At 38.1% G+C, this 22,511-nt stretch carries 23 protein-coding genes; 4 read left to right on the forward strand and 19 right to left on the reverse strand.

The annotated features are described in order from the left end of the window. Positions 1-114: 114 nt before the first annotated feature. The 12 genes from NSQ74_RS21490 to NSQ74_RS21545 form a co-directional block, all read right to left on the reverse strand. Positions 115-2,031, reverse strand: coding sequence for a stage V sporulation protein D (locus NSQ74_RS21490; protein ID WP_340825992.1), 1,917 nt, complete (start codon positions 2,029-2,031; stop codon positions 115-117). A 58-nt stretch (positions 2,032-2,089) separates the two neighbouring features. Next, a complete protein-coding gene (locus NSQ74_RS21495) occupies positions 2,090-4,306 on the reverse strand; it encodes a penicillin-binding protein (RefSeq protein WP_340825993.1) in 2,217 nt (738 codons plus the stop codon). Then, entirely contained in the window at positions 4,303-4,671 is a 369-nt protein-coding gene (gene ftsL, locus NSQ74_RS21500; RefSeq protein WP_340825994.1) for a cell division protein FtsL, read from the reverse strand. Before ftsL ends, NSQ74_RS21495 begins: the two co-directional genes overlap by 4 nt. Further along, positions 4,672-5,622 (reverse strand): 16S rRNA (cytosine(1402)-N(4))-methyltransferase RsmH, encoded by a 951-nt coding sequence (gene rsmH, locus NSQ74_RS21505; RefSeq protein ID WP_340825997.1) that lies wholly within the window; start codon positions 5,620-5,622, stop codon positions 4,672-4,674. It lies immediately after the preceding gene. A 60-nt stretch (positions 5,623-5,682) separates the two neighbouring features. Beyond that, positions 5,683-6,114, reverse strand: a complete 432-nt coding sequence (gene mraZ, locus NSQ74_RS21510) for a division/cell wall cluster transcriptional repressor MraZ (RefSeq protein WP_139860193.1) — start codon at positions 6,112-6,114, stop codon at positions 5,683-5,685. Between the two features lie 253 nt (positions 6,115-6,367). Then, the gene (gene bshC, locus NSQ74_RS21515) at positions 6,368-7,984 is read right to left on the reverse strand and encodes a bacillithiol biosynthesis cysteine-adding enzyme BshC (RefSeq protein ID WP_340825998.1); all 1,617 of its coding nucleotides are present in this window, start codon (positions 7,982-7,984) and stop codon (positions 6,368-6,370) included. Positions 7,985-8,083: 99 nt separating this feature from the next. Then, entirely contained in the window at positions 8,084-8,479 is a 396-nt protein-coding gene (locus NSQ74_RS21520; protein ID WP_340826000.1) for a DUF3397 domain-containing protein, read from the reverse strand. Then, positions 8,476-9,378, reverse strand: coding sequence for a ketopantoate reductase family protein (locus tag NSQ74_RS21525; protein WP_340826001.1), 903 nt, complete (start codon positions 9,376-9,378; stop codon positions 8,476-8,478). Before NSQ74_RS21525 ends, NSQ74_RS21520 begins: the two co-directional genes overlap by 4 nt. A gap of 389 nt (positions 9,379-9,767) precedes the next feature. After that, positions 9,768-10,145: a transcriptional regulator gene (locus NSQ74_RS21530; RefSeq protein WP_340826002.1), complete on the reverse strand. Its 378-nt coding sequence runs from the start codon at positions 10,143-10,145 to the stop codon at positions 9,768-9,770. A gap of 110 nt (positions 10,146-10,255) precedes the next feature. Then, the gene (locus tag NSQ74_RS21535; RefSeq protein WP_337981945.1) at positions 10,256-11,023 is read right to left on the reverse strand and encodes an enoyl-CoA hydratase/isomerase family protein; all 768 of its coding nucleotides are present in this window, start codon (positions 11,021-11,023) and stop codon (positions 10,256-10,258) included. A 278-nt stretch (positions 11,024-11,301) separates the two neighbouring features. After that, positions 11,302-11,475 carry a 50S ribosomal protein L32 gene (gene rpmF / locus NSQ74_RS21540; protein WP_010858320.1) on the reverse strand — a complete coding sequence of 58 codons (174 nt, stop codon included), beginning with the start codon at positions 11,473-11,475 and terminating at the stop codon, positions 11,302-11,304. 24 nt (positions 11,476-11,499) lie between these two features. Then, a complete protein-coding gene (locus NSQ74_RS21545; protein ID WP_340826003.1) occupies positions 11,500-12,033 on the reverse strand; it encodes a YceD family protein in 534 nt (177 codons plus the stop codon). A gap of 260 nt (positions 12,034-12,293) precedes the next feature. Between NSQ74_RS21545 and NSQ74_RS21550 the strand changes: the two genes are divergently transcribed. After that, positions 12,294-13,505 carry a nucleotidyltransferase gene (locus NSQ74_RS21550; RefSeq protein ID WP_340826004.1) on the forward strand — a complete coding sequence of 404 codons (1,212 nt, stop codon included), beginning with the start codon at positions 12,294-12,296 and terminating at the stop codon, positions 13,503-13,505. A gap of 225 nt (positions 13,506-13,730) precedes the next feature. On the opposite strand, the gene NSQ74_RS21555 is transcribed toward NSQ74_RS21550, so the two are convergent. Further along, positions 13,731-14,777 (reverse strand): SepM family pheromone-processing serine protease, encoded by a 1,047-nt coding sequence (locus NSQ74_RS21555; protein WP_340826005.1) that lies wholly within the window; start codon positions 14,775-14,777, stop codon positions 13,731-13,733. Positions 14,778-14,818: 41 nt separating this feature from the next. Here NSQ74_RS21555 and NSQ74_RS21560 point away from each other — a divergent pair, with 41 nt between their 5' ends. Further along, the gene (locus NSQ74_RS21560) at positions 14,819-15,796 is read left to right on the forward strand and encodes a hypothetical protein (protein ID WP_340826007.1); all 978 of its coding nucleotides are present in this window, start codon (positions 14,819-14,821) and stop codon (positions 15,794-15,796) included. A 349-nt stretch (positions 15,797-16,145) separates the two neighbouring features. On the opposite strand, the gene coaD is transcribed toward NSQ74_RS21560, so the two are convergent. The 3 genes from coaD to NSQ74_RS21575 form a co-directional block, all read right to left on the reverse strand. Next, positions 16,146-16,634, reverse strand: a complete 489-nt coding sequence (coaD, locus tag NSQ74_RS21565; protein WP_340826008.1) for a pantetheine-phosphate adenylyltransferase — start codon at positions 16,632-16,634, stop codon at positions 16,146-16,148. 1 nt (position 16,635) lies between these two features. Then, positions 16,636-17,202, reverse strand: coding sequence for a 16S rRNA (guanine(966)-N(2))-methyltransferase RsmD (gene rsmD, locus NSQ74_RS21570; protein ID WP_340826009.1), 567 nt, complete (start codon positions 17,200-17,202; stop codon positions 16,636-16,638). A gap of 75 nt (positions 17,203-17,277) precedes the next feature. Continuing rightward, a complete protein-coding gene (locus NSQ74_RS21575) occupies positions 17,278-18,699 on the reverse strand; it encodes an RNA polymerase II (RefSeq protein ID WP_340826011.1) in 1,422 nt (473 codons plus the stop codon). 57 nt (positions 18,700-18,756) lie between these two features. On the opposite strand from NSQ74_RS21575, the gene NSQ74_RS21580 reads away from it, so the two are divergent. Beyond that, a complete protein-coding gene (locus NSQ74_RS21580) occupies positions 18,757-19,146 on the forward strand; it encodes a DUF7147 family protein (protein ID WP_340826012.1) in 390 nt (129 codons plus the stop codon). A 2-nt stretch (positions 19,147-19,148) separates the two neighbouring features. On the opposite strand, the gene NSQ74_RS21585 is transcribed toward NSQ74_RS21580, so the two are convergent. Continuing rightward, positions 19,149-19,421: a YlbG family protein gene (locus NSQ74_RS21585; RefSeq protein ID WP_340826014.1), complete on the reverse strand. Its 273-nt coding sequence runs from the start codon at positions 19,419-19,421 to the stop codon at positions 19,149-19,151. Positions 19,422-19,646: 225 nt separating this feature from the next. Between NSQ74_RS21585 and NSQ74_RS21590 the strand changes: the two genes are divergently transcribed. Then, positions 19,647-20,552, forward strand: a complete 906-nt coding sequence (locus NSQ74_RS21590; RefSeq protein ID WP_340826015.1) for a glycerophosphodiester phosphodiesterase — start codon at positions 19,647-19,649, stop codon at positions 20,550-20,552. 61 nt (positions 20,553-20,613) lie between these two features. Here NSQ74_RS21590 and NSQ74_RS21595 read toward each other — a convergent pair whose 3' ends face one another. Together NSQ74_RS21595 and NSQ74_RS21600 are read right to left on the reverse strand one after the other, a co-directional pair. After that, entirely contained in the window at positions 20,614-21,666 is a 1,053-nt protein-coding gene (locus NSQ74_RS21595; protein ID WP_340826016.1) for a tartrate dehydrogenase, read from the reverse strand. A gap of 316 nt (positions 21,667-21,982) precedes the next feature. After that, positions 21,983-22,429, reverse strand: coding sequence for a YlbF family regulator (locus tag NSQ74_RS21600; protein ID WP_340826018.1), 447 nt, complete (start codon positions 22,427-22,429; stop codon positions 21,983-21,985). Between the last annotated feature and the right edge of the window lie 82 nt (positions 22,430-22,511).

The raw sequence follows: 22,511 nt of genomic DNA on the forward strand, positions 1-22,511 counted from the left end.
CTTTAAATCTTGTTTCACTTTCTTCTTCACGAAAAAAGCACAAACTCTCATATATTTATTACTACCCTTCATAATAATAGTGGTTCTTTCCCTTTTTTTAAAGGTAAAGTTACGTTAGTTCACTAAATATAAATGAATGGTGCCATCTTGTTTGATAACACTATCCACTTCAGGTAATTGACTACCAATTTTAGTACCTTCTCCATGCCATTCAATGCGGAATGGATAATGTTGCTTGGCAATATCATCCTTCGTTTGCCCTATGAAACTTGGTACTTTCACCGTAAGTGGGTCACCCCAACGATAATCTTTTTCAAGCTGTTCTTTCGATTTTTCAATGCCAACAAATGGTGCTGCATCTTCAATAATTTGGCCAACAATCGGAGCTGCTACAACACCACCAAATTGTGTTGTTTTCTTTGGATTATCCACTGCTACATACACGACGATTTGTGGATTGTCAGCAGGTGCAAATCCTATAAAAGATACGATATATTCGCCATCTTTATACCGCCCATTTTCAACTTTTTGTGCTGTACCTGTTTTGCCTCCGATACGTAGACCATCTCGATATGCTTGTCGACCTGAACCTTTCGCAACAACAGACTCTAATGCCTCACGTACTTTTGCAGACGTTTCCTCACGAATTACTTGCCTTTTAATAACTGGTTCTGTTTCATTGATGGTTTCGCCAGTATCTGGATTAAAAATCTTTTTCACAACATATGGCGTATAGAGCTTGCCCCCATTGACGGCAGCAGCTACTGCTTGCACTTGTTGGATCGGTGTAACTGCAACACCTTGACCAAATGAGGTTGTCGCTTGCTCTACAGGACCAAATGCTTCTTTAGAAAATAATATCCCTGAAGCTTCACCAGCAATATTGGATCCTGTTTTTTCTCCAAAACCAAAGTCTTTAATATACTGTAATAACTTTTCACCGCCCAAGCGTTGACCTAATTCAATAAAGCCTGGGTTACAAGAATTTTGTACTACTTCTAAAAACGTTTCATGTCCATGACCTTCACGCTTCCAACAGCGCAATCTAGCACCTGCAACCATTGTAAATCCTTGATCGTAAAAAGTATCATTTTCTAAATCTACCAAGTTCTCTTCTAAAGCGGCACTGAGCGTAATAATTTTGAAAGTTGAACCTGGCTCATATGTCATCCAAACCGGTAAATTTCGATTATAAATAACTGGCTCGACTAATTGATATTCGGCTGGATGAAAGGTTGGATATGAGGCTAAAGCTAGTATTTCTCCGGTATTTGGATTCATAGCAATCGCCATTGCTTGGTCAGCTTCATAGCGTTCCATTGCCTGCGATAGCTCACGCTCAACGACTTGCTGTACATCTACATCAATTGTTAGCTCTATCGTTGCGCCATCTTCTCCAGCTTTCCATGCACTAGCGACATTCGGTAAGTTATTACCTTTCGCATCTGTAAAAAGCCTTATAGCAGAAGAATTAGCTTGTAACAGCTTGTCGTATTCATATTCTATCCCCGCTAGCCCTTGCGCATCATACCCTGTAAAACCTAAAAAGCGAGATAGTAGCGTACCATAAGGATATTCCCTTGAGTAATCTACACCACTATATAGTCCTTCAATTTGCATCCCTTGCAACTCAACAGCTTTCTCATAAGAAATATTTTTCGCTTCAGGTGCTAGCTTTACTAAGTACGCTTTTTTTTGCATCTTTTCTAACAGTTTTTGTTCATCTACTTCAAGCACCTGTGCAATTTTCGCTGCCGCTCCTGGAATATCTTTGCTTTGTGATGGCATGAAATATAATGTAGGAGCTAGCTTGTTCGTCACAATACTGTTACCATCTCGGTCCGTAATATGCCCGCGTTCATTTGCAAATGGAATTTCACGATCCCAGTTCTCTTCTGCTTTTTGCGTCAATTCTTTCTGATCAAACACTTGCAAAACAAATAACCGAATGACAATTGCAACTGCTACACACATAAACAAAACATATAAAATACGTAAACGCTTTTTGGAATGGATAGAAATCCACTTCATTCGACATCACACCTTGTTTTTTACAACGTATGAAATAAAGTGGACTTCTATTCAGTGACTATTCATCATCTACTTGTTCAACTTCTCCTTCAGATGGCGCTTCCACGTCTTGCACAAAGCTTTCAGCAGGTGTTTTCAATTTCACGACAATTGGTGCATTATCTGAAATCACTGTACCTGCAGATACACTTTGGCTCACTGCAAAGCCCTCTCCAACAACTTCAATCTGAAGACCTGACATTGATTTGAAAACTAATAGATTACGCAACGACCAATCAGTAAAGTTTGGCAGTGCAATATCACCTTCTGTTTTTAAAAATACAAAATTGCCTTTTACAAGCGTTTGTCCACCTTTTGGATATTGCTCTATAATTTTTCCACCAGCTCCAACAATAATTGGATTCAAACCATCATTTGCTAGCTCTACCTGTATAGCTTCTGCATTTTGACCAGTATAATCATTTAAATCTACATGATCTACATGCTGAACATCGTCTGGACTAATATTTAAATGTTTTAAACTATTGAGCATGACAGGCTTAAATATTTTTGACACTGGTACCGAGCCCAGTTCACCTTTAAGCTTTGGCTTTTCAACTGAAACATACATAATGAGTTGCGGATCATCATACGGCGCCATTCCTAGGAATGAATACAAGAACTCATTAGCCCCCCATGAATAGGTACCGTTTGCCTTTGGAATTTGGGCAGTACCTGTTTTACCTGCTACTTGGTATTCATCGAGTACAAAGTCCTTCGCTGTCCCATATTCTGACGTTAATGTAGAAGCAAGTATTTCTCGTACTTGTTTCGCTGTATCCGCTGAAATTGGCTGACCCTTTTCAACAGGCTCATGCTGTTGAATCGTTTTTTCAGTTACTGAATCTACAATCTTATCAATAACATATGGCTGCATCATCTTACCGTCGTTGGCAATTGCAGTCATCGCTTGTATAAGCTGTACCGGAGTCACTGTTGAACCTTGACCATAAGTCGTTGTTACTCGTTGAATTGGATACTTCGATAAAATCGTACCCGTTGCTTCATTCGGTAAATCAATGCCTGTTTTCTTACCAAAACCGAATTTATCTAGGTAATCAACAAATACTTCATCACCAATACTCTTTAATAAATTGGCCATCGCTGTATTTGATGAACGTTGGAAACCTTCTAAATACGAAATTTTTCCCCATCCTACTTGGTTATGATCTCGGATTGTACGATCATGCACGGTATATTGCCCTGACATATACTTATCAGACGGTACCCATTTATCAGTATCGATAGCAGAAGCAAGTGTGAATGTCTTCATTGTTGACCCCGGTTCCATCGTTTCTTCTGTTACGGCATTGAGCCATTTCATATTCGTACTATCCCGCGTATCGGGATTGAAAGTCGGACGCTGTGACATTGCTAATATTTTCCCAGTTTTCGGTTCAGCTACTACTACTATCATAGATTCAGGATTATATTCCTTCTCTACTTGCGACATCGCATCCTCTACGAAACTTTGAATTGTTTTATCAATCGTTAAATAGATATTATCGCCGTCTTTAGCAGGTGTAACCATTTTTTCACTGTTCGGTAATAAATAACTAAAAGCGTCCGTTTGGTATTTAACTTTGCCGTTGACACCCGTTAGCTCTTTGTCATACGTAAGCTCTAATCCCATTTTCCCTTTCGTTGTTACGGTTCCATCCTCATTGTCCTCTTTCAATGCAAAACCAATTAAATGAGAAGCAAATATACCATTTGGATAATAGCGTTTTAAATCGCTGACAAACAAAATCCCAGGTAATTTCAAGTCCTTAATTTTGCTCATTACTTCATGGTTAATGCCTCTGCCCGCAACGCCAAACTCCACCTGGTACGGCAATGTCCCATCACTGCGCAACTTTGTTAGCCGCTTATAAATGTCTTCTTTTTTCATCGGTATATATTCTGCTAAAACTTCCGCAGTTTTTTCAGGGTCTACAACGTGATGTGGATTCTTTTCATCTGTAGTAGCCTTATCGCTAACTACAGCAATTAATCGATAGCTTAGTGTATCTTCTGCAATGACTTGTCCATTTCTATCTAATATTTTCCCTCGGTTTGCTGTTATTGCACTTTCCTTGTTATATTTAGCTGCTGCCTTTGCAGCGAGCGCTTGTCCTTCTGCTTCACCTGTCGCCTGCAACGTAACCATTCTCGTGAATAATAGGAAAAAGAGCCCTCCATAAAAAACTAGTAATAGAAAGGCTCCCCATTGGAATCGAAATCTCTTTTTTTTCATTCTCCCGGCACTACCTTTACATTTTTCTCATTTTGAGTTAAACCGAGTTCTTTTGCTTTTTTCCATATATTTTCGTATGTAGAAAGTTCACTTACACGAACTGTCAAGTCAACATTCTGTTTCGCAATCTCATCTGCTTCTGCTTGGATTTTTTGAATGTCCATGCTTGTCGTTTGAATTGCTGCTTGGTTGTTTAATACTAATACTGACAATACAGCAATAATGCTTACTAGAGTTAGTAGCATCGCCTTTTCAAACTTCTGGTTCGTTTTTTTACGACGTATGATAGTGGGTTGTGGACTAGGTGGTGTTAACGGTTGTTGCACATGTTGCTGTTGGTGCTGCCTTACACGAACTGCTGCCATTTACTCACGCCCTTTGTCGTTAATTTTCTCCACCACTCTAAGCTTTGCTGAACGAGCTCGATTGTTAACTGCTAATTCTTCCTCAGAAGGTAGAATCGGCTTTCTAGATACAAGCTTTAAAGTCGGCTTCATGTCATCTGGAATTACCGGTAGATTAGGTGGTAATTCAGGTAAGGATGACGCTTCCTTAAAAATTGTCTTGCATAGGCGGTCTTCCAATGAATGGAACGTAATAACACTAATGCGTCCACCTACGTTAATCATATCAATCGCATCGACCAATGAATCCTCTGCCGCGCCTAGCTCATCATTGACAGCAATACGAATTGCTTGGAAGATGCGCTTTGCAGGATGTCCACCTTTACGGCGAGCCGCTGCTGGTATACCCTCTTTAATTAGTTCCACAAGTTGTCCCGTTGTTTCAATCGGTGCCGTTTTACGAGCCTCTTCGATTTTTCGAGCAACTTGCTTAGAAAATTTTTCTTCTCCATAACGGAAGAAAATACGGACTAAATCTCCGTATGCCCATTCATTAACGACATGATACGCCGTAAGCGCTGCCGTCTGGTCCATACGCATATCAAGTGGAGCATCATGATGATAGCTAAAACCACGTTCTGGTGTATCTAATTGTGGCGAAGAAACGCCTAAATCATATAAAATGCCATCTACCTCTTGGATACCAATAGCTAATAGCTCTTCTTTTAAATAGCGGAAATTCGAATGCACAAATGTTACTCGCTCTATATAAGGAGCTAATCGAACTTTCGCATTTTCAATAGCCGTTGTGTCTTGATCAAAACAAATTAGACGGCCTTTATCTGATAATTGTTGTACTAAATATTCACTGTGTCCTGCTCCACCAAGCGTACAGTCCACATATACACCATCAGGATCGATGTTCAATCCGTCAACAGTTTCTTTTAATAACACGGTTGTATGATCGAACATACCAATCGCTCCCCTCAGGCCTTTACTTTTTCAACTGACGTTTTTACGTCTACTACAAAGTTAAAAATCAAAGCCAATCATATTTTCTGCAATTTCATTAAAAGATTGTTCAGACTCTGTGAAATAAGTTTCCCAAGCATCTTTTGCCCATATCTCAATTCGATTCGAGACACCTAGTACAACACATTCTTTTACTAAATGTGCATGTTGCACTAAAGTCGAAGGAATATTAATACGACCCTGCTTGTCTATTTCTACTTCCGTCGCACCTGAAAAGAAAAACCTTGCAAAAGCACGTGTATCTTTCTTTGTCATCGGTAAACCTTTTAATTTTTCTTCGAGTTTTCGCCATTCATCCATAGGATAGCCAAATAAACAATTATCAAGTCCGCGTGTCACAACAAAGGTTTCACCTAAGGCTTCACGAAATTTTGCGGGCACGATTAATCGTCCTTTCGCGTCAACAGAGTGTTGGTATTCTCCCATGAACATGCTAGTCACCCCACTTTATTAAATAATGTACCACATCGCCCCACTTTCCTCCACTTTTTTTAAAAAAAACTTGACATTTTAACCTTTTATGTGTGTTTAGACCTTTAAGCCAAATTTCATTTTGTGCTAAAGGGCATAAAAAAAGAACTACCCATAGTAGGATAGCTCTCTATTTTCCTGTTAAACCGACAAATTTCTTCAAATCTATATTTACATCATACCTTTAATAGTTCTAAAGATATATTTTTAATTCTTATAAATAAAGTAAATAGTGGTGATTTCCAACGCTATATGTTTTCTTGAGCATTTCATCAATTAACGTAGGTCCAAACTCATTGATATATTGATATGGATTATAAGAACGTTCTTGGAACCCATCATTTGGATATAGCTCATTTTGCAGCGTCATAAATTTACGGATAGTAGTCTCATGCTTACTTAGCACCGTTTGTTCTACCTTTTGTTGCAAATACTCAAACTGCCTCACATGATTTTCTTTATTTTTTTCAAGTATTTTATCTAGCGACATATGTTGTTGTGCAAAATATTGTTCAAGAGTAGCATATTTATCTAAAACGAGTTGTTGCATCTCAAGAATTTGACGTTTTGCCTCATCATCTTGAACTTCGGCAATAAATTGCTCCTTCAATGCCATCGCTTTGCCATCCAATACATCCGTCACTGTTAAATGATATTCACGCAGTAGTTGTTCTACATGTCGTGTAACAATCGTAATATTGAGACGTGGTGCAAAAATCGGCATTTGTAAACCTAACACAGAAAAGGCATCCTTTAATGTTGCCCAATAAGCAAGCTCACCAGGTCCACCAACAAACGCTAATACCGGTATCGTCATTTCCTGCATTAACGGACGTGTAACAACATTATTACTTAAATCTTCAGGATTTTTTTCTGCAATTGTTAATAGCTCTTCATGTGAAAGTTTGATATTTGCTGCTAAATTGACAAATTGATCGTGTCGTCTTTCTAGTAAAAAGCGTTCTCCATCTTTTACATAGAACAGGTTAGCTGCATCGTCGGTTGCTAAAATCGGCTTCCCGTAGCCAGCACTTTCCAACGCCGCTTCCTTTTCCGTTACTAATTTTGCAATTTCCTCACTATGGTTTATTAGACGCGCAAAATTGTTACGTTCGTATTGACGGAAGTTCATATCTGCCGCATCAATCATTAGCAGCCCTTCTTCTTTAAACAACTCGTTCATTAGTCGCGCAAAGAAATCTGTAAATGTTTCACTATTGTTCAACGCATCTAAAAGTTGGTTGAACAACCTTTCAGTATGGGCTGTTTCTCCAAAATCCTTAATGATAGTGTTAACTAATTGAACCATCGCTTCTTTGTTTAAGCTTGTTGTCGATGCCATTGTTTTTCTTCGCGAACGTTCACCATACGCACGTTTTTTTATATCCATATCATGCATTGTAAATGTATGGTTAATTTCCTCTAAGTCATGATCTTCTCCAGCAATCCAAAAAATAGGTACAACTGGTCGTTGAAGCTTTTCACTTTGTTCTTTCGCTAATGATATTACCGAAATGGCTTTATGAACCGAGTAAAGAGGGCCAGTTAATACACCCGCTTGTTGCCCACCGACAACCGCAACAGCTCCTTGCTCTAGTTGTTGCAAATGCTCATTCGCTTTTTCAGATAAGCCAAGCGGCTCCATAAACTGACGAATTATTGCTGTTAATTCTTTTTGGTCACACGCTCGTTGCTCCAAATATTTTGCTCGCTTTTCAAATGATTCATCATTATATTCATATTCAAAAAACTCATGAATGGCAGTATTTGGCGACCAATAATCTGCTAGCACACGATTTTTCACGGGTACTTGGATTGACTCCAGTTTCATTTAACACAAACTCCTCTACTCACTAAATCATCGTATTCCTTGTAAACATTTTAATGCTATTATTTTAACGCTTCTGTCTCCAACATGAAAAGAAAATGCTTATACAGAGTGTAAATATTCTACAACAGATTGAATCATGCCGACTATACAAATTAAAATATACGCTGCACTAAGTACTAAAAATAAAAAACGCCAAATTTTCCGTAATAGCGGCTTTACTTCAATTTCTCTTTTTGTACGCCAGTCTATATATGTAAAAATGATTGCCAGTATTATTGCTAGCATTACTAAAAAGGCCCCTACATTTATTCCCCACAGCACACTAATTGCCAATGGTACCGAGAAAAACAAACAAAACGTCGTCACATCAGATGCGGCTCCAAATGCATGCGTACCACGAATATTAACCTTTCGACTAATAGCATAGACAATGATGAATAAAAGAATTGGACAAAAAATAATGACGCTGATGACTATATGTAAAAAATCTTTCAAGATTGCCCACCGCTCTCTTCAATCGCTAGAACTTGGTGATATAAAGTTCGCAAAGTAGGTAATGGATAACCGTTCGCTGAAGCCTTTTGTAAAATTACCCCAACAATCGTTTCAACCTCACTTTTTCTACCTTGCATGCGATCAGCTAGCATAGATGATGTATTCGCCGCTGTTTTTTTACACAAAGCTATTACTGCTGAAAACGGAATGGTACTTTCAATATCTTTAAAAGCCTCTGTTAACTCCTGATATATGGTATGCATTAACAAGTATGCTTGCTTATTTGTTAATAAATCACCATTTTTAATTTGCAAAATTGCCGTTAAAGGATTAATCATGCAATTGAATACAGCTTTTTCAAAAAGCATTTGTTCGGCGTTTTCAACGAACTCTATTGGGAACAAAGGATTTTCTAAGTGTAACAACTTTTCAAATACAATACTGTCTCCACGCCCTATTCCTATTTTGCATAGACCAACACCTCTATGTTGAACAGTTGTAAAATCAATTGTTTGAGCACCGAACGAAACTGAGCAAAAAGCAATCGTATTTTGTGGTAAACGTAAAGCCTCATCAAAATGTGCTAAACCATTTTGCACAAACAACAATGGTATTTCCTTAGGTAAATCTAATAATTGTTTATAAATATTTTGCAAATGACCATATTTCACAGCAACTACAATCAAATCCGGCCGAGGCAACATCTCTAACTCAACGCTAGAAGCAATTTGATGCAATGTTTTTGTACCATCTATATGGACCCTCGTTAAATGCTTCAAATTAAGTTCATCGGCTTGTTCTTGTCTTCTTACAACTAATGTAACATCCATACAAGCCTCCGCTAAGAAACTAGCCATTAGCTGACCGACTGCACCAGCTCCAATAACTACTACATTCACAACGTTCGCCACCTCCACTTAATGTAAAGAGGCTATCTAAACAGTAAAAAACAAACCTTTTAAACAGCCTAAACTGAAGTTATAAACGCTTCTCCAGCATTTACTTTTCTCGCACTGCAGTAACATAAACAACACTTTTCCATACGCCATAGAAGGAGGTGCCTCAGAAATTCATCTGAGACACCTCCTTTGCAGGTGTTTCTATTATACAAGATTAGCTGGTGTTTACGATACAATAATGGTTGTGTTCATCCAGTGTAGGTAAAATGTTTAGTCGACGTTAGCGTTTACATCCTATGGTTTCTTTTGCATCATTTTCTTAAAAGACCTTACTCTTTTTTTGAAAAAGAACGTAACTATCTACTTACAATCATTTTCCCTTTGACACGTTAATCTTTCATTAAAGAATAGCCTTGCTGTAACCATTTCACTAGCTTTTCATGTTCATTTTGTAATTCACGGTGTTTAACCTCAAGACTTTGATAGGCTTCTGTCAACTCATCAAAACTCGTTAACGCTAATTTTAAATGACTTCGCATAGATTGTTGAGGTTGATTGCGAACAGCTAAAAGCGATTGACTATATTGCCCACGTAACGTTTTATTCCAACGAAAACCACATGCCTGTTTTGTACGCCCAAGTTCATCAGCAGCCATTTCAAATGCCTCTAACTGCGTTTTACCATTTTGCACATTATGCAAGACAATTTCTGCTAATCTTTCATCGTCTTCCTTCGTCCATTGATCTTTTCTTTTTTTCAGTTCCATAATCTATCACCCTCACATTTTTTACTACTATATGCGTTATCAGGCAAAATAGAATCACGGGACGAAAAAAGACAGTGATTATGTTTTCATGTAATCACTGCCACTATACGCTACTTATTATTCTTTTTAGTTAGAAAATTATTAACTGCCTCGTGATGCGCTTCACTTTCCCACAGTTTTGCACAAGTACGAACTTCCTCCATTACACGCTCATACATATTACGCTCACGCCATTTACGAAGTTCAATTTCTTTATAGGCCTTGTGTACAGAAGGATGTATTTTACGCATATGTTCAATAAAATCATTTAAAGCAAGTTGCTTCGATCCCTCAAATACGCGCATAGCCCAACCAATGTCATATAGTAATTCAGCTGGATATGGCTTTGCATCCACTAGCATCTTCATTGCACGATCATGACGTAAACCTCGTTCAAACAAGTATGTACCGCCACCCCAGCCACTTGTAATTGCTAATGTCCCTTGAATAAATCCACATTTAGCATGACTCGCCACTAAGCGAAAATCACAAGCCGTCGCTATTTCACATCCACCACCGACAGCCGTTCCATTTATTAACGCAATCGTTGGTACTGGTAATGTAGCAAGATCATATAAAATCTCCCCCATCTTACTTAACATACCAAATGCTTCATCTTCCGTTTCAAGAGAATGAAACTCCGATAAATCGCCACCTGAACAAAAAGATTTTTCTCCCGCTCCTGTGACTACTAAAAAACGCACATCGTCATGATTTTGGATATATGTAATTACTTCTCGAAGACCATTCATTACCTCATCGTTTACAGCGTTGCGCTTTTCCTCACGATTTATCGTAAAAGTCATGATCCCATCTTGATTGTCAATTATATAAGCCACTACAGTTCCCCCTTTGTCCCCATCATCAATTATGCCTCAGCGCAAGCGGAGCCCGCTTGAAAAGCTCCTCTTAAAGCTACAACCTCCACCAAGACTTTTAACTTCAGCCACGCTTTAAACCCCCGCTGACAGCAAGTTACATAAATTGTATCACACAATTATTATAGCACTATATAACTTTGTAATATTTATTAAAAATTCTGTCACTTCATACAAACAAAAAGGCTAGTAAAGAGCCATGGTCTCTTTACTAGCCTTTTAAGTGAGCAAACACTGTATTATTTGCTTACTACTTCTTTACCTTTGTATTGTCCGCAAGCTTTGCAAACACGGTGTGATAATTTTGCTTCACCACAGTTTGGGCAAGCTACCATACCAGGTACAGATAGTTTGAAATGCGTACGACGCTTTCTTTTTGCAGTTTTAGAAGTTCTTCTAAATGGTACAGCCATTGATGGCACCTCCTTACAGATCGTCTATTCGTCTGTTTGATCAAAATACTTAGCTAAATCAGCTAGTCTTGGATCCACTTTTGGTTCGTCAGTTTTTTTGTGAAGCTTCACGTCTTCATCAGTTGCGTAAGACCAGTTTTTACCACCATGCACTTGTCCTTCGGTATTCTCTTTGAATACTTGCATTGGTACTTCAAGAAGCACTAGCTCCTCAATAACTGGCTTCATGTCGATTACATCACCATCTAAATAGTGAATATTACCGGCATCTTCCCCTCTTTTTTCTTCGTCAATCCAGCTAAATAATTCAACTGTCTCAACTTTGATAGGAAACTCAACATCTTCCCAAGTGCGAGCACACGGGAGTGTTAACGTTGCTGTCACAGTAAGCTGACAAGTCATTTGCGATGCACCGAATGTACATAGCCCTTTTACATGAACGGGCGAAATTGCTCGAATATCCTGGTTTCGCTCCATCACCTCATCCAATTGGACATAGGTATCGATCGGCATTCCGTCTTGACGGTATTTAGATAATTGATGAATTGACCATTTCATTCGTTTAATCACCTCGAGACAACACTGTTGATTATATAATGTGTAAAAATAGATGTCAAGATAATTTCTTGTCACCACTCGAAAACCCACCTATAATTAAATACATCAAAATCATTCCACTTAGCCACAATACACAACCTATACGAAAATTTCAATAGTAATGAGCAAAGAATAGGTTAGAGGCACAGTAAAACTATTTGTAGCATCCTGATTGGTCAAAAACAAGAAGCACAAAAGATATATAAAGGGGGTTTTACGTAATGAAAGCAGTCGGTATTGTTGTTGAATACAATCCATTTCATAATGGACATGCTTATCACTTAGAACAGGCAAAAAAAGTAGCGCAAGCAGATATAGCAATTGCTGTTATGAGCGGTACATTTTTGCAGCGCGGTGAACCTGCCATGGTAGATAAATGGACACGCACAAAAATGGCGCTCGCTAGCGGAGTTGATATTGTAATTGAGCTACCGTATGTCTATAGTACCGCACCCGCAACAGATTTCGCAAAGGGGGCGATTTCATTATTATCGGCAATTCGCTGTGATGCTTTTGCCTTTGGTAGTGAAGATGGCTCCATAGAACCCTTTATGAATACGTACCAGTTAATTTCGAAGCACCGCACCGAATATGACGCACTTATTAAAGAAAGCGTTAAAACGGGTGTTAGCTACCCTAAAAGCCTGCATTATGCCTATGAACAGCTTTCTCAAAAATTCCCTGCTACATACATTGATTTAGCACAACCAAATAATATACTAGGATTCCATTATATCGAAGCGGCAATAACGCTAGGAAGTGCAATTAAGCCTTTAACTATTCCACGTATAGCCGCAGGATATCACGATGCTATGCAGGAGGGGGCATCGATTGCAAGTGCCACTGGTATTCGTAAAGCACTCGCTACGAAAGGAACATTACAAAGCGTTCATGATGTACTCCCCCAAGCTTCCTTTAATTATTTAGAGGATTGGTATGTTCAATATAAAAATTTTGCTAGCTGGGAGGCTTTTTGGCCGTTTTTACAGTTTACCCTTATTCGGCACACAGCAAGCGAGTTAACGCGCTATGCGGAAGTAACAGAGGGTATAGAGCACGCACTACTAAAAGCCGCGAAAACGAGTAGCTCCTTTAGTAGCTTTATGGAGAAAATAAAATCTAAACGCTATACTTGGACACGTCTACAACGCATGCTAACACATATTTATACAGGCTTTACAAAGGAGCAACTTAAAAGCTTCCAATCCCCTTCTACAATCCGCTTACTCGGCATGAGTGCGCAAGGGCAAGCATACTTAGGCATGCATAAAAAGGACTTTACATTACCATTAATAAGCCGTGTTGCCTCTACAAATGATGCCATGCTCGCTGTAGATATACACGCTGCAGAAGTATACAACTTTAGTATAGAACAAGGGGCGCAGCAGTTCACATTGCCAAAAGATTATCAAACGCCACCGATTCGATTTTAACGGATGAATATTGCAGTTAATTGCCGTTGCGAGCGGACGCTTTAAGCTACAGTCTTAAGAGGCTGGAACATAACTTTAAAATTACGTCAGAGCAACGCGTTAGCGGGCTTACTGCGCAGAGCGGAAAGCAACCGCCGTAGCGGACATGCAGCACAGCAAAAAGTGTTAGATTGATGTCCATCAATCTAACACTTTTTCTCTTTTGTGGACCACAAATAGATATTTTTATTTAGGTTCTAGTTGTTTTAAATAAGCAATTGCATCATCGACCGTTTTCACAGGTACAATTTTCATTTTTGTACCGATATCTTTAGCCGTTTTGACTGCCGTCGCATAATTCGATTCTAATTCAGGATACTTTGCTTTCATTTCAGTTGAGATTTCATCATCAGGTGCAAAAAAGATTTCCATACCATCTCGATCAGCTGCAATGATTTTGTAATCAATACCACCAATTCGCCCAACTGATCCATCTATGAGCATTTCACCTGTTCCAGCTACTGCATAGCCTTTTGTTAAATCCTCTTCCAATAATTGATTTAAAATTTCAAGTGTAAACATAAGTCCCGCTGACGGACCACCAATATCTTCTGTGTGCATTGTGACACTTGGATTCGTTTCAATCGATTTACTTTCTGCATAGGTAATTCCTAACCCAGCTCGCTTTTCCTCAGATTGAGGAATTTCCTTCAAAGTAACCGTTTCTTCTTGTTCCTTTTGATTACGTAATAATTGAATGGTCACTTTATCACCAATTTGTTTTGTTGATAACAAATCAACAAGCATTTGTTGGTTCGTAATTTCTGTACCATCCACTTTCGTAATTTCATCACCCGCTTTTAAGAAACCATCGGATGCGCCACCATCTAAGACATTTAATACAAATACACCATTAAAGTGTATTTTCGTCTCTAACCCAGCTCTTTGAAAGGCCACATATTTTGCATTGAATTGAGAGTCTGACATTAACTTTAACTGTCGGATATTATATTCCTCGTCATCCTCTAATGGATTTCTCACTTGTTGAATATCCATTATTTTTTCATATTTTTGCGTTTTCGCCCATAAATACGAAAACGGTGTGGCTTGTTGCATAGCAACTGTCATTAAACTCATTGACCCCGCTTCATCCGTATGATCATTAGCGACACTAACAAATTTACTAACATCGTATGCACTGCCAGGCTTCATAATATATGCGTCTAGTCGGTATAGCATTAAAAAACAAAGCGCGACTAAAAACACTACATATAAACCAATTTTTTTCTTCATGAATGGACACCTCCTAAGACGCATGCAAAAACCAGTAGTTCATGTTTTTGCCTTTTTCACATATATTAATTTTAGCATTTGCCTATGTGAATGACAAAAAGTTGAAACGAGATGATAACATGTTTGCGACAATTCAAATAGCGCTCTGCATACTTCTTATCCTATTACTCTTGTTATTCCCACAAACTGCTCATACTGGTACCGATTTAGGATTAAATCTATTTATGGAGGCGTTATTTCCGTATTTACTACCTTATCTTATTTTAACGCAATGGTTACTTCGTTTAACCGCTCCTATGCGCGCTAAAACAAAAAGAGTTTCTTTATACGTACAAGCCTACTTGATAAGCGCACTCGGTGGATATCCAACTGGAGCTACAACCATTGTGTATCTTAAAAACAGTGGACAATTACATCCTAAGGAGGCCAATTTTTTACTAGCGGTTTGTCATGCACCAAGCCCTCTTTTTGTATTAGGTTTTGTTAGCCTTGATTTATTACACAGTAATACGTTTGGTTGGCTGTTTTTATGTTTACTACATAGTTTTAATATTTGTTGCTTAGTAGTTGGTTACTTTTTATTTCGTAAAACCGACACACCTACTATTTCTATACACAATACAACCTTATATTCATCCCCATTTTCAGAGAGCATAAAAGAAACAGCACCAACCATCTTGTTAGTTGGAACAACCATCATTTTTTTCACTACGATTCAAACAATATTACAGCAAAGTTTAGATAAAATGTTGCCTAATCTTCCACAACCAGTCGAGCATGCTATCGCCGCTGTATTAGAAGTAACAAATGGATTAAAAATGACTGTCACAGAATTCGGAGATTACCAATACTTATCATTGCTAGTAGTCATTATGCTGACAATGCAAAGCATTAGTATCCATTTACAAATTTTTGTCATCGCAAAATCTGCCAAGCTTTCGGTCAGACCTTACATTAAATTTCGCCTTCTTAGCATAATCATTGTGCCTACTATTTATGCTCTTTTTTTCTTAAAATAAAAAAACGCATTTCAAATTGCCTGACACTCACACAATTTTGAATTTTCATGGCACTGCCAATAAAGTTAACCTAGTAAAAATCCATGGACACTCCTGCGGGAAAGCACGCAATGTAAGACCCAACAAGCCGCGCGACAGCGACGGTTGCGGCTTACAACGTGCCCGCGGAAAGCGCAGTGGATTTTTACGCTTTTAAAGTAAATTTAATGCTAGATAGCTTTGGAAAGTGCCAGGCACTCACACAATTTTTATTTATTTAAAATAAAAAAGACTATAGACAGCACTCGAATTTTTCAAGTTTGTCTACAGTCTTCTAAGAGGTTGTCTTAATTAATACATCCTCTATTTTTTATTTAGCAAAACCGTATTTTTCTTTTAAAGCTTGTTCCACGCAAACTGGAACAAGTTCATGAACATTGCCTCCATACTTTGCTACTTCTTTCACAATGCTAGAGCTTAAGAACGAATATTGATTTTTTGTCATGATGAAAAATGTTTCAATCGTCTCATCAAGAAAGCGGTTCATTGAAGTAATTTGCATTTCGTATTCGAAATCCGAAACTGCTCGTAAGCCGCGAACAATCGCCTTTGCGTTCTTTTCTTTAGCATAATCAATAAGGAGACCTGAAGAACTTTCAATTCGTACATTCGGCAATTCCTTTGTAACTTCAGCCATTAATGCCATACGCTCTTCTACAGAAAATAATGGGTGCTTTGATGAATTGTTTAAAACCGCAACATAAACAATATCAAAAACATCAGCTGCACGCTTAATTATATCTAGGTGACCAAATGTAACAGGATCAAAACTTCCAGGAACAACAGCAATTTTCTCCAACTTACTCTCCCTCTTCCCCAGCACAACGATAGACCGAAATAATCGTCCCGCCATATGTTTCTTGTCTCTGTAATAGAAAAGCACCAAAACTAGGTGGTAATTCTACTTCTTTTGCATGTTCACATAAAATAATACCATTGTGTTGTACTTTATCATGGTCCACAAGCACCTGTACTAAATCATAGTATTCTTTATGGTGATAGGGCGGATCTAAAAATACAAGATTAAACGTAATATCACGCTTTAATAGCGCTTTCACAGCACGCTTTGCATCAATGCGAAAAAGCTCTGAACAATTTTCATACCGACACTTCTTTATATTTTCCTGTAATACCTGATAGGCTTTAGCGTCTTTTTCAATAAAGATAGCATGTTCTGCACCTCTGCTGAGCGACTCAATTCCTAATCCACCGCTTCCTGCAAACAAATCAAGTGCAGTTCCGCCATCAAAAAATGGACCTATCATATTAAATATGGATTCTTTTACTTTGTCTGTTGTAGGTCTTGTTGTACTCCCTGCAACTGCCTTAAGGGGCATTCCTTTACGTTCTCCTGCTACTACTCTCATAGATGTATTTCACCGTACTTTCTGTTACAAATAGAAAGCATTTTTGCAGCGAAAGAACTCCTCCGCTGCAAAAAATTATTCTTGTTCTTGTGTTAAAACTTGAATTCGACCATCACTTTTTTGTAGTTCTACTAAAAATAGTCGTTGTAGCCAAGCTTCTTCTACATAATAATGATCAACAATTTTAATAATTGGATCAGAAATTGTGGAATATCTACGTTGATTGAACACGTAGAAACCAGATTCTTTCGGGAAACGGAATGTTCGATTGTCACTATTTACATAATAACCGTTCTTCCCTTCTCCTGCTGTATATCCTAGGTAAGGAAGTAATGTATCGGCACTGTATAATACTTGACCTTCATATAAAATAACATGAACATCTTTTTTATGAATGCCATCTACATAAATACTACGCTCGTCTTCCATTAATAACGGATACGTACCATTTTCTAGTGTTGCATTTAATTGGAAATAAGAAGTTTTCCCATTTAACACTGTTGAAAGTAGCTTATCCATTGTCACCGGAGAGATTGGTTCTTGTCCAAGGTTATCCATAGCTTCCTGCCATGCTAACTGTTGGCTTGCTGTCATGTAGTCTTTTAATGTTTGCACAATTTCTTTTGTCTTCTCTGAGCCTATCGTATCCTTCACTAAATAGGATGCCACAACTTCAGCCAACCATGCCGGTGAATTTTCAAAAGTATATTGTGAATGAATTTGCGAAAGAATCACTTCCTGCTCAACCGCTTGTGCTGTTAGCGTTGGTAAAAATAATAATCGTTCGTCATGTTGGGCAACAGGGTTTTTCTCCTGAACAATCGCTATATGCTCATCATTTAAGAACTTTAAATTTTCGAGTGATTTTAAGAAATCTTTTGAAATTGCCTGCTGTGCATAAATTGTTAAGACAGGAGTTTGCTCTTGCGCCTTTAAATCACCAGCTTGCCAATATAAATCACTCGCCGTGCCATTGCCGCTAAACATCGTATAGTTAACAAGCGATAATTGTTGCTGACCTACTAAAGGTAAACCTGTTATCCATTGTCCGACAGTTTTACTATCTGTTGAAATATGTATGACAGAATACGATACCTCTCCATTCGTTAAAGTGGCAAAGACATTTTGAAGCAGCATTTTATCTTTTAAGCCACCCTCGATTGGGATTATGTATGAAACGGATTGTGATTTAGTTTCGCCTTTTTCAAAATAGGAAACTTCCTCTGATAAACGATTACAACTATTTTCGTTATCGATAAAACACGTTGGGTTTGTTGCATCCTCTGGCCATTTTATTTTCACCTTTTGATTTGGCAAGTTTTTAAAATGGTGACGAATATCTAGACTATTTTCACGATAGACAATCTCAATTTCCTGTGAATAATGGAATGCACCATTTCCTGTCTCTAAATCAGAAGAATAGGCCTGATATTGGAAAAACAACACACCAGATACGACTAATACTAAAATTGAAAAAAAACTGACTGCAAATTTCATGTGCTTGACCTCCCGCAGCATGATACTATGTGTATTGGAAAGGATGTGCAATATTAAATGCCACAACAATTTATAGAATTAGGAGAAGGCTATGGCGATGTTTATGAACTACTTGAACTTATTAAAACGAATCAAGGTCGCTTTCACCAAGCCTTTATACTAACATCTACAAAAGAAGATAAAAAGGTAGCTTCTTTAGCTATCGCTTTAAAACCAGTCGGAGAAAGTAAATTCATGCCGATTTATATTTGTCGCGAAGGCATCCCATTCCATGAAGAAAAGCCTTCCAAGCGTCAAATTATGTTCGAAGAAAGTATTGAACAACTAGGTCGAAAAGCGGTTGTTGTAGAAATAAAGCACTCTTCTATATTTTCGGAGCCAAAACTATTTTATCAATACTTAATTGGAATAATGAGACTTCATCACTATATTCCAGCATTAAACTAATGTTATAGCCCCGCTTTATAGTCGTATTCCTTCGCTTTATCTGGCTTTGCATTTTCGAACTCAGTTTTAACGAAGGGACGATAAGATTCTACAACGTCTTTCACAAATGGAAGGCGTTGTAATTTTATTGACATCATTTCAATGTCCTCTCGATTGCAATATAATACTACGTACTTTTGCTTACGAGAAATGTAATGAACATGACCATATTTTCGAAGTGATTTCGCATGTTTTAATTGATGGACGTAAACGATTAGCCCTTGTCGTTCGTTCATATAGTTTCCCCTCATTTCTTACATAAAAGCATACCATAGACCGGAAAATGATAGCAACAGAGTTTAGCTGACAGAACGCTCATTTTTCCGTTATAATGGTAAAGCATAGCGCGTTTATCGACAGATTTACTTTCTCTCATGCTAGATAAAAGTGCTTTAGCTTGAACATTGCAAGTGAATTCGCCAGCACCTTTTATATTAATTTGATTGTTAAGGAGGACGAATATGGGTAAGAAAACGAAGATAGCTATTGCAATAGCAGCAGCCAGTGCAGCTGCTTGGGCAGGTAGTAAAGCTATTTCCAAACCTCAACAGCGTGAAGGGAAACAAGCATTACAATTTGATCGCCCGATCATTCTCGCACATCGTGGCGGAGCACATTTAGAACCTGAGCATACAATGCTTGCTTTTGAAAAATCTGCACAGTTAGGTGTAGACGGCTTTGAAATAGACATTCGCTTAACAAAAGACGAAGAAATTATCGTTTACCATGATGCTACCGTAGAACGTACTACTGATGGTTATGGGTCAGTATCAGAAATGACATTAGCAGAAATAAACGCATTGAATCATGGCTATCAATTTGAAGATTTAGCAGGTGAATTTCCTTATCGGGATAAAAAAGTTGACGTTGTTACACTACGTGAATTACTAGAAAGCTATCCAAATATGTTAATCAATATTGATATTAAAGATGCACCAGATACGTATGAAGGTAGTTTAATGCCTTCTAAACTATGGCGATTAATAGAAGAACTTAATGCAGAGGATCATGTCGTTGTCACTAGCTTTTATGGTGAACAAATTGACCGTTTTAATTTATATGCACAAAATCAAGTTGCGCTTGGAGCTGGTGAATCAGATGTGCGCAAAGCATTTGCTTCATTCTCAAGTCAATTCGGACATTTATATCATCCAAAAGTAGACGTATTTCAAATTCCTCCAAAATCAGGTGTCGTATCACTCGATTCACCGAAATTTATTCAGTTTTTAAGTAACTTGAATATCCCTGTCCATTATTGGACAATCAACGATTCTGTTACGATGAATAAATTAATTAATAACGGCGCAAAAGGTATTATTACCGATCGACCTGATGTTGCAGTTGAATTACTACAAGAACATGATTGAAGACATAAAGGTAAGAGCAACTATTGTAAATGCTCTTACCTTTATCTTTTATAAAACGCCATTAAGATAATTGAGCTAAAATTGCATCAGTTACCTCCCGTAATGTGGCAGTTCCCCCTAAGTCTCCGGTTTTTATACCTTGCGCCAATGAAGCCTCCATTGCATTTAGCACCGTTGAACCTAGCTCTTGATAGCCTAAAAAATCAAGCATCATTTTGCCTGTCCATATTTGCCCAAGCGGATTAGCAATTCCTTTTCCAGCAATATCTGGCGCGGAGCCATGAACTGGTTCAAACATAGAAGGATATTCGCGTTCAATATTTAAGTTAGCTGCTGGAGCAATACCGATACTTCCCATAATAGCTCCACCTAAATCTGTTAAAATATCTCCAAATAAATTGGAAGCAACGATTACATCAAAATTTTCTGGTTTCATCACTAGGAAAGCTGCTAACGCATCAATATGGTTGGTCGCTTGTCCAATTGCTTCATAGTCTTTACCAACTTCTTCAAATACCTCATCCCAAAATGGCATGCTGTAAGTTAAACCATTCGATTTTGTTGCACTAGTAACATGCTGACGACGGGTTTTAGCCATATCAAAGGCATATCGCATCGCACGTTCGGTCGCTTTTCTAGTAAAGATTGCATTTTGAATGGCAATTTCATCCTGTCCGCTATGAATACGACCACCACTCTCTGAATACTCCCCTTCTGAGTTTTCACGTACAACAACAAAGTCAAAGCCATTCGGATTACGTAATGGTGATGCTAAGCCTTGTAGCAGCTTCGCTGGACGTACATTAATAGACTGCTTCATTTCACGACGAATTTTAATTAATAACCCCCACAAGGAAATGTGATCGGGTACTAGATCAGGCATTCCTACTGCCCCTAAAAAGATTTGATCATAGCCCTTTAATAGTTCGATGCCATTATCAGGCATCATTTTACCTGTTTCTAAATAATAATCACAGCCCCATGGAAATGTTGTCCATTCAAATGTAAAGCTTCCATCTAATTGTGCAACCTTGTCTAAAACTTCTATCGCTGCTGGTACTACTTCTTTTCCAATACCATCTCCTGGAATAACAGCAATTCGATATGTATTCATTTCATTGCCCCCTTTTCCCAACTTTACTTACATATTTACTATATAATTTTTATTGCAAAAAAAATAGAAGCAGTGTTTTTTGACATGCTTCTACCTGTAGAGAATATGACACGATGATTTCCATTCAGGTGCTCCCTTTCCGTAGGCACGGCTTCAACTAATTTTTCAGCTACAGGAGTGTCGCACCTTCCACTCCAATCACATCTACATATAAAATAATTTGCTCCTAGGTTATGAATTTTCACAAAAAAAGACACAACACCTCGAGAGGTATTGTGTCTTTACATGAAGCAGTGTCGTTTTGACACTACTTCTATTATGCAGAACAGGAGCAAGAGCCACCTGAGCCACAACCGCTTCCACATGAAGAATTGGATGCGAAAAATGGATTACTTACTGGTACTTTTACTGCTTCTGATACAGTTTTACCTATAAGTAAGCTTATCTCATCTAGTAAATCTTGAAAATCATTTTCAGCTAACTTTAATGCTGAAATTTTTTCATTTAAATCGAGTGAGCGCTTTTGCTGACGAATCGATTTCATAATTGTATGATAATCCGGATGATATTTTCCGAAACGTTGTACATCTTCGTATTGCTCCTTCATGCGACCAAATGCATAAATAGCTTCAACTAGCTCACTATCGCTATATACAGCATTATACGCTACCCTTAGCGCATTCGCAGGCTCGGAGGAAAGAATCATTTCGCAAAGCGCATCGGCCTCATCCAAAATGATTGCCCATTCAGAGGTTATCATCATTTTAATTCCCCCAATCTAATACCCATCATAACAGATTTTGTGGTAATTTTACATTATTGATATTTCTAAAAGAGGGAGTTTT

Source organism: Lysinibacillus sp. FSL W8-0992 (genome assembly GCF_038008685.1).
Classification (GTDB): domain Bacteria; phylum Bacillota; class Bacilli; order Bacillales_A; family Planococcaceae; genus Lysinibacillus.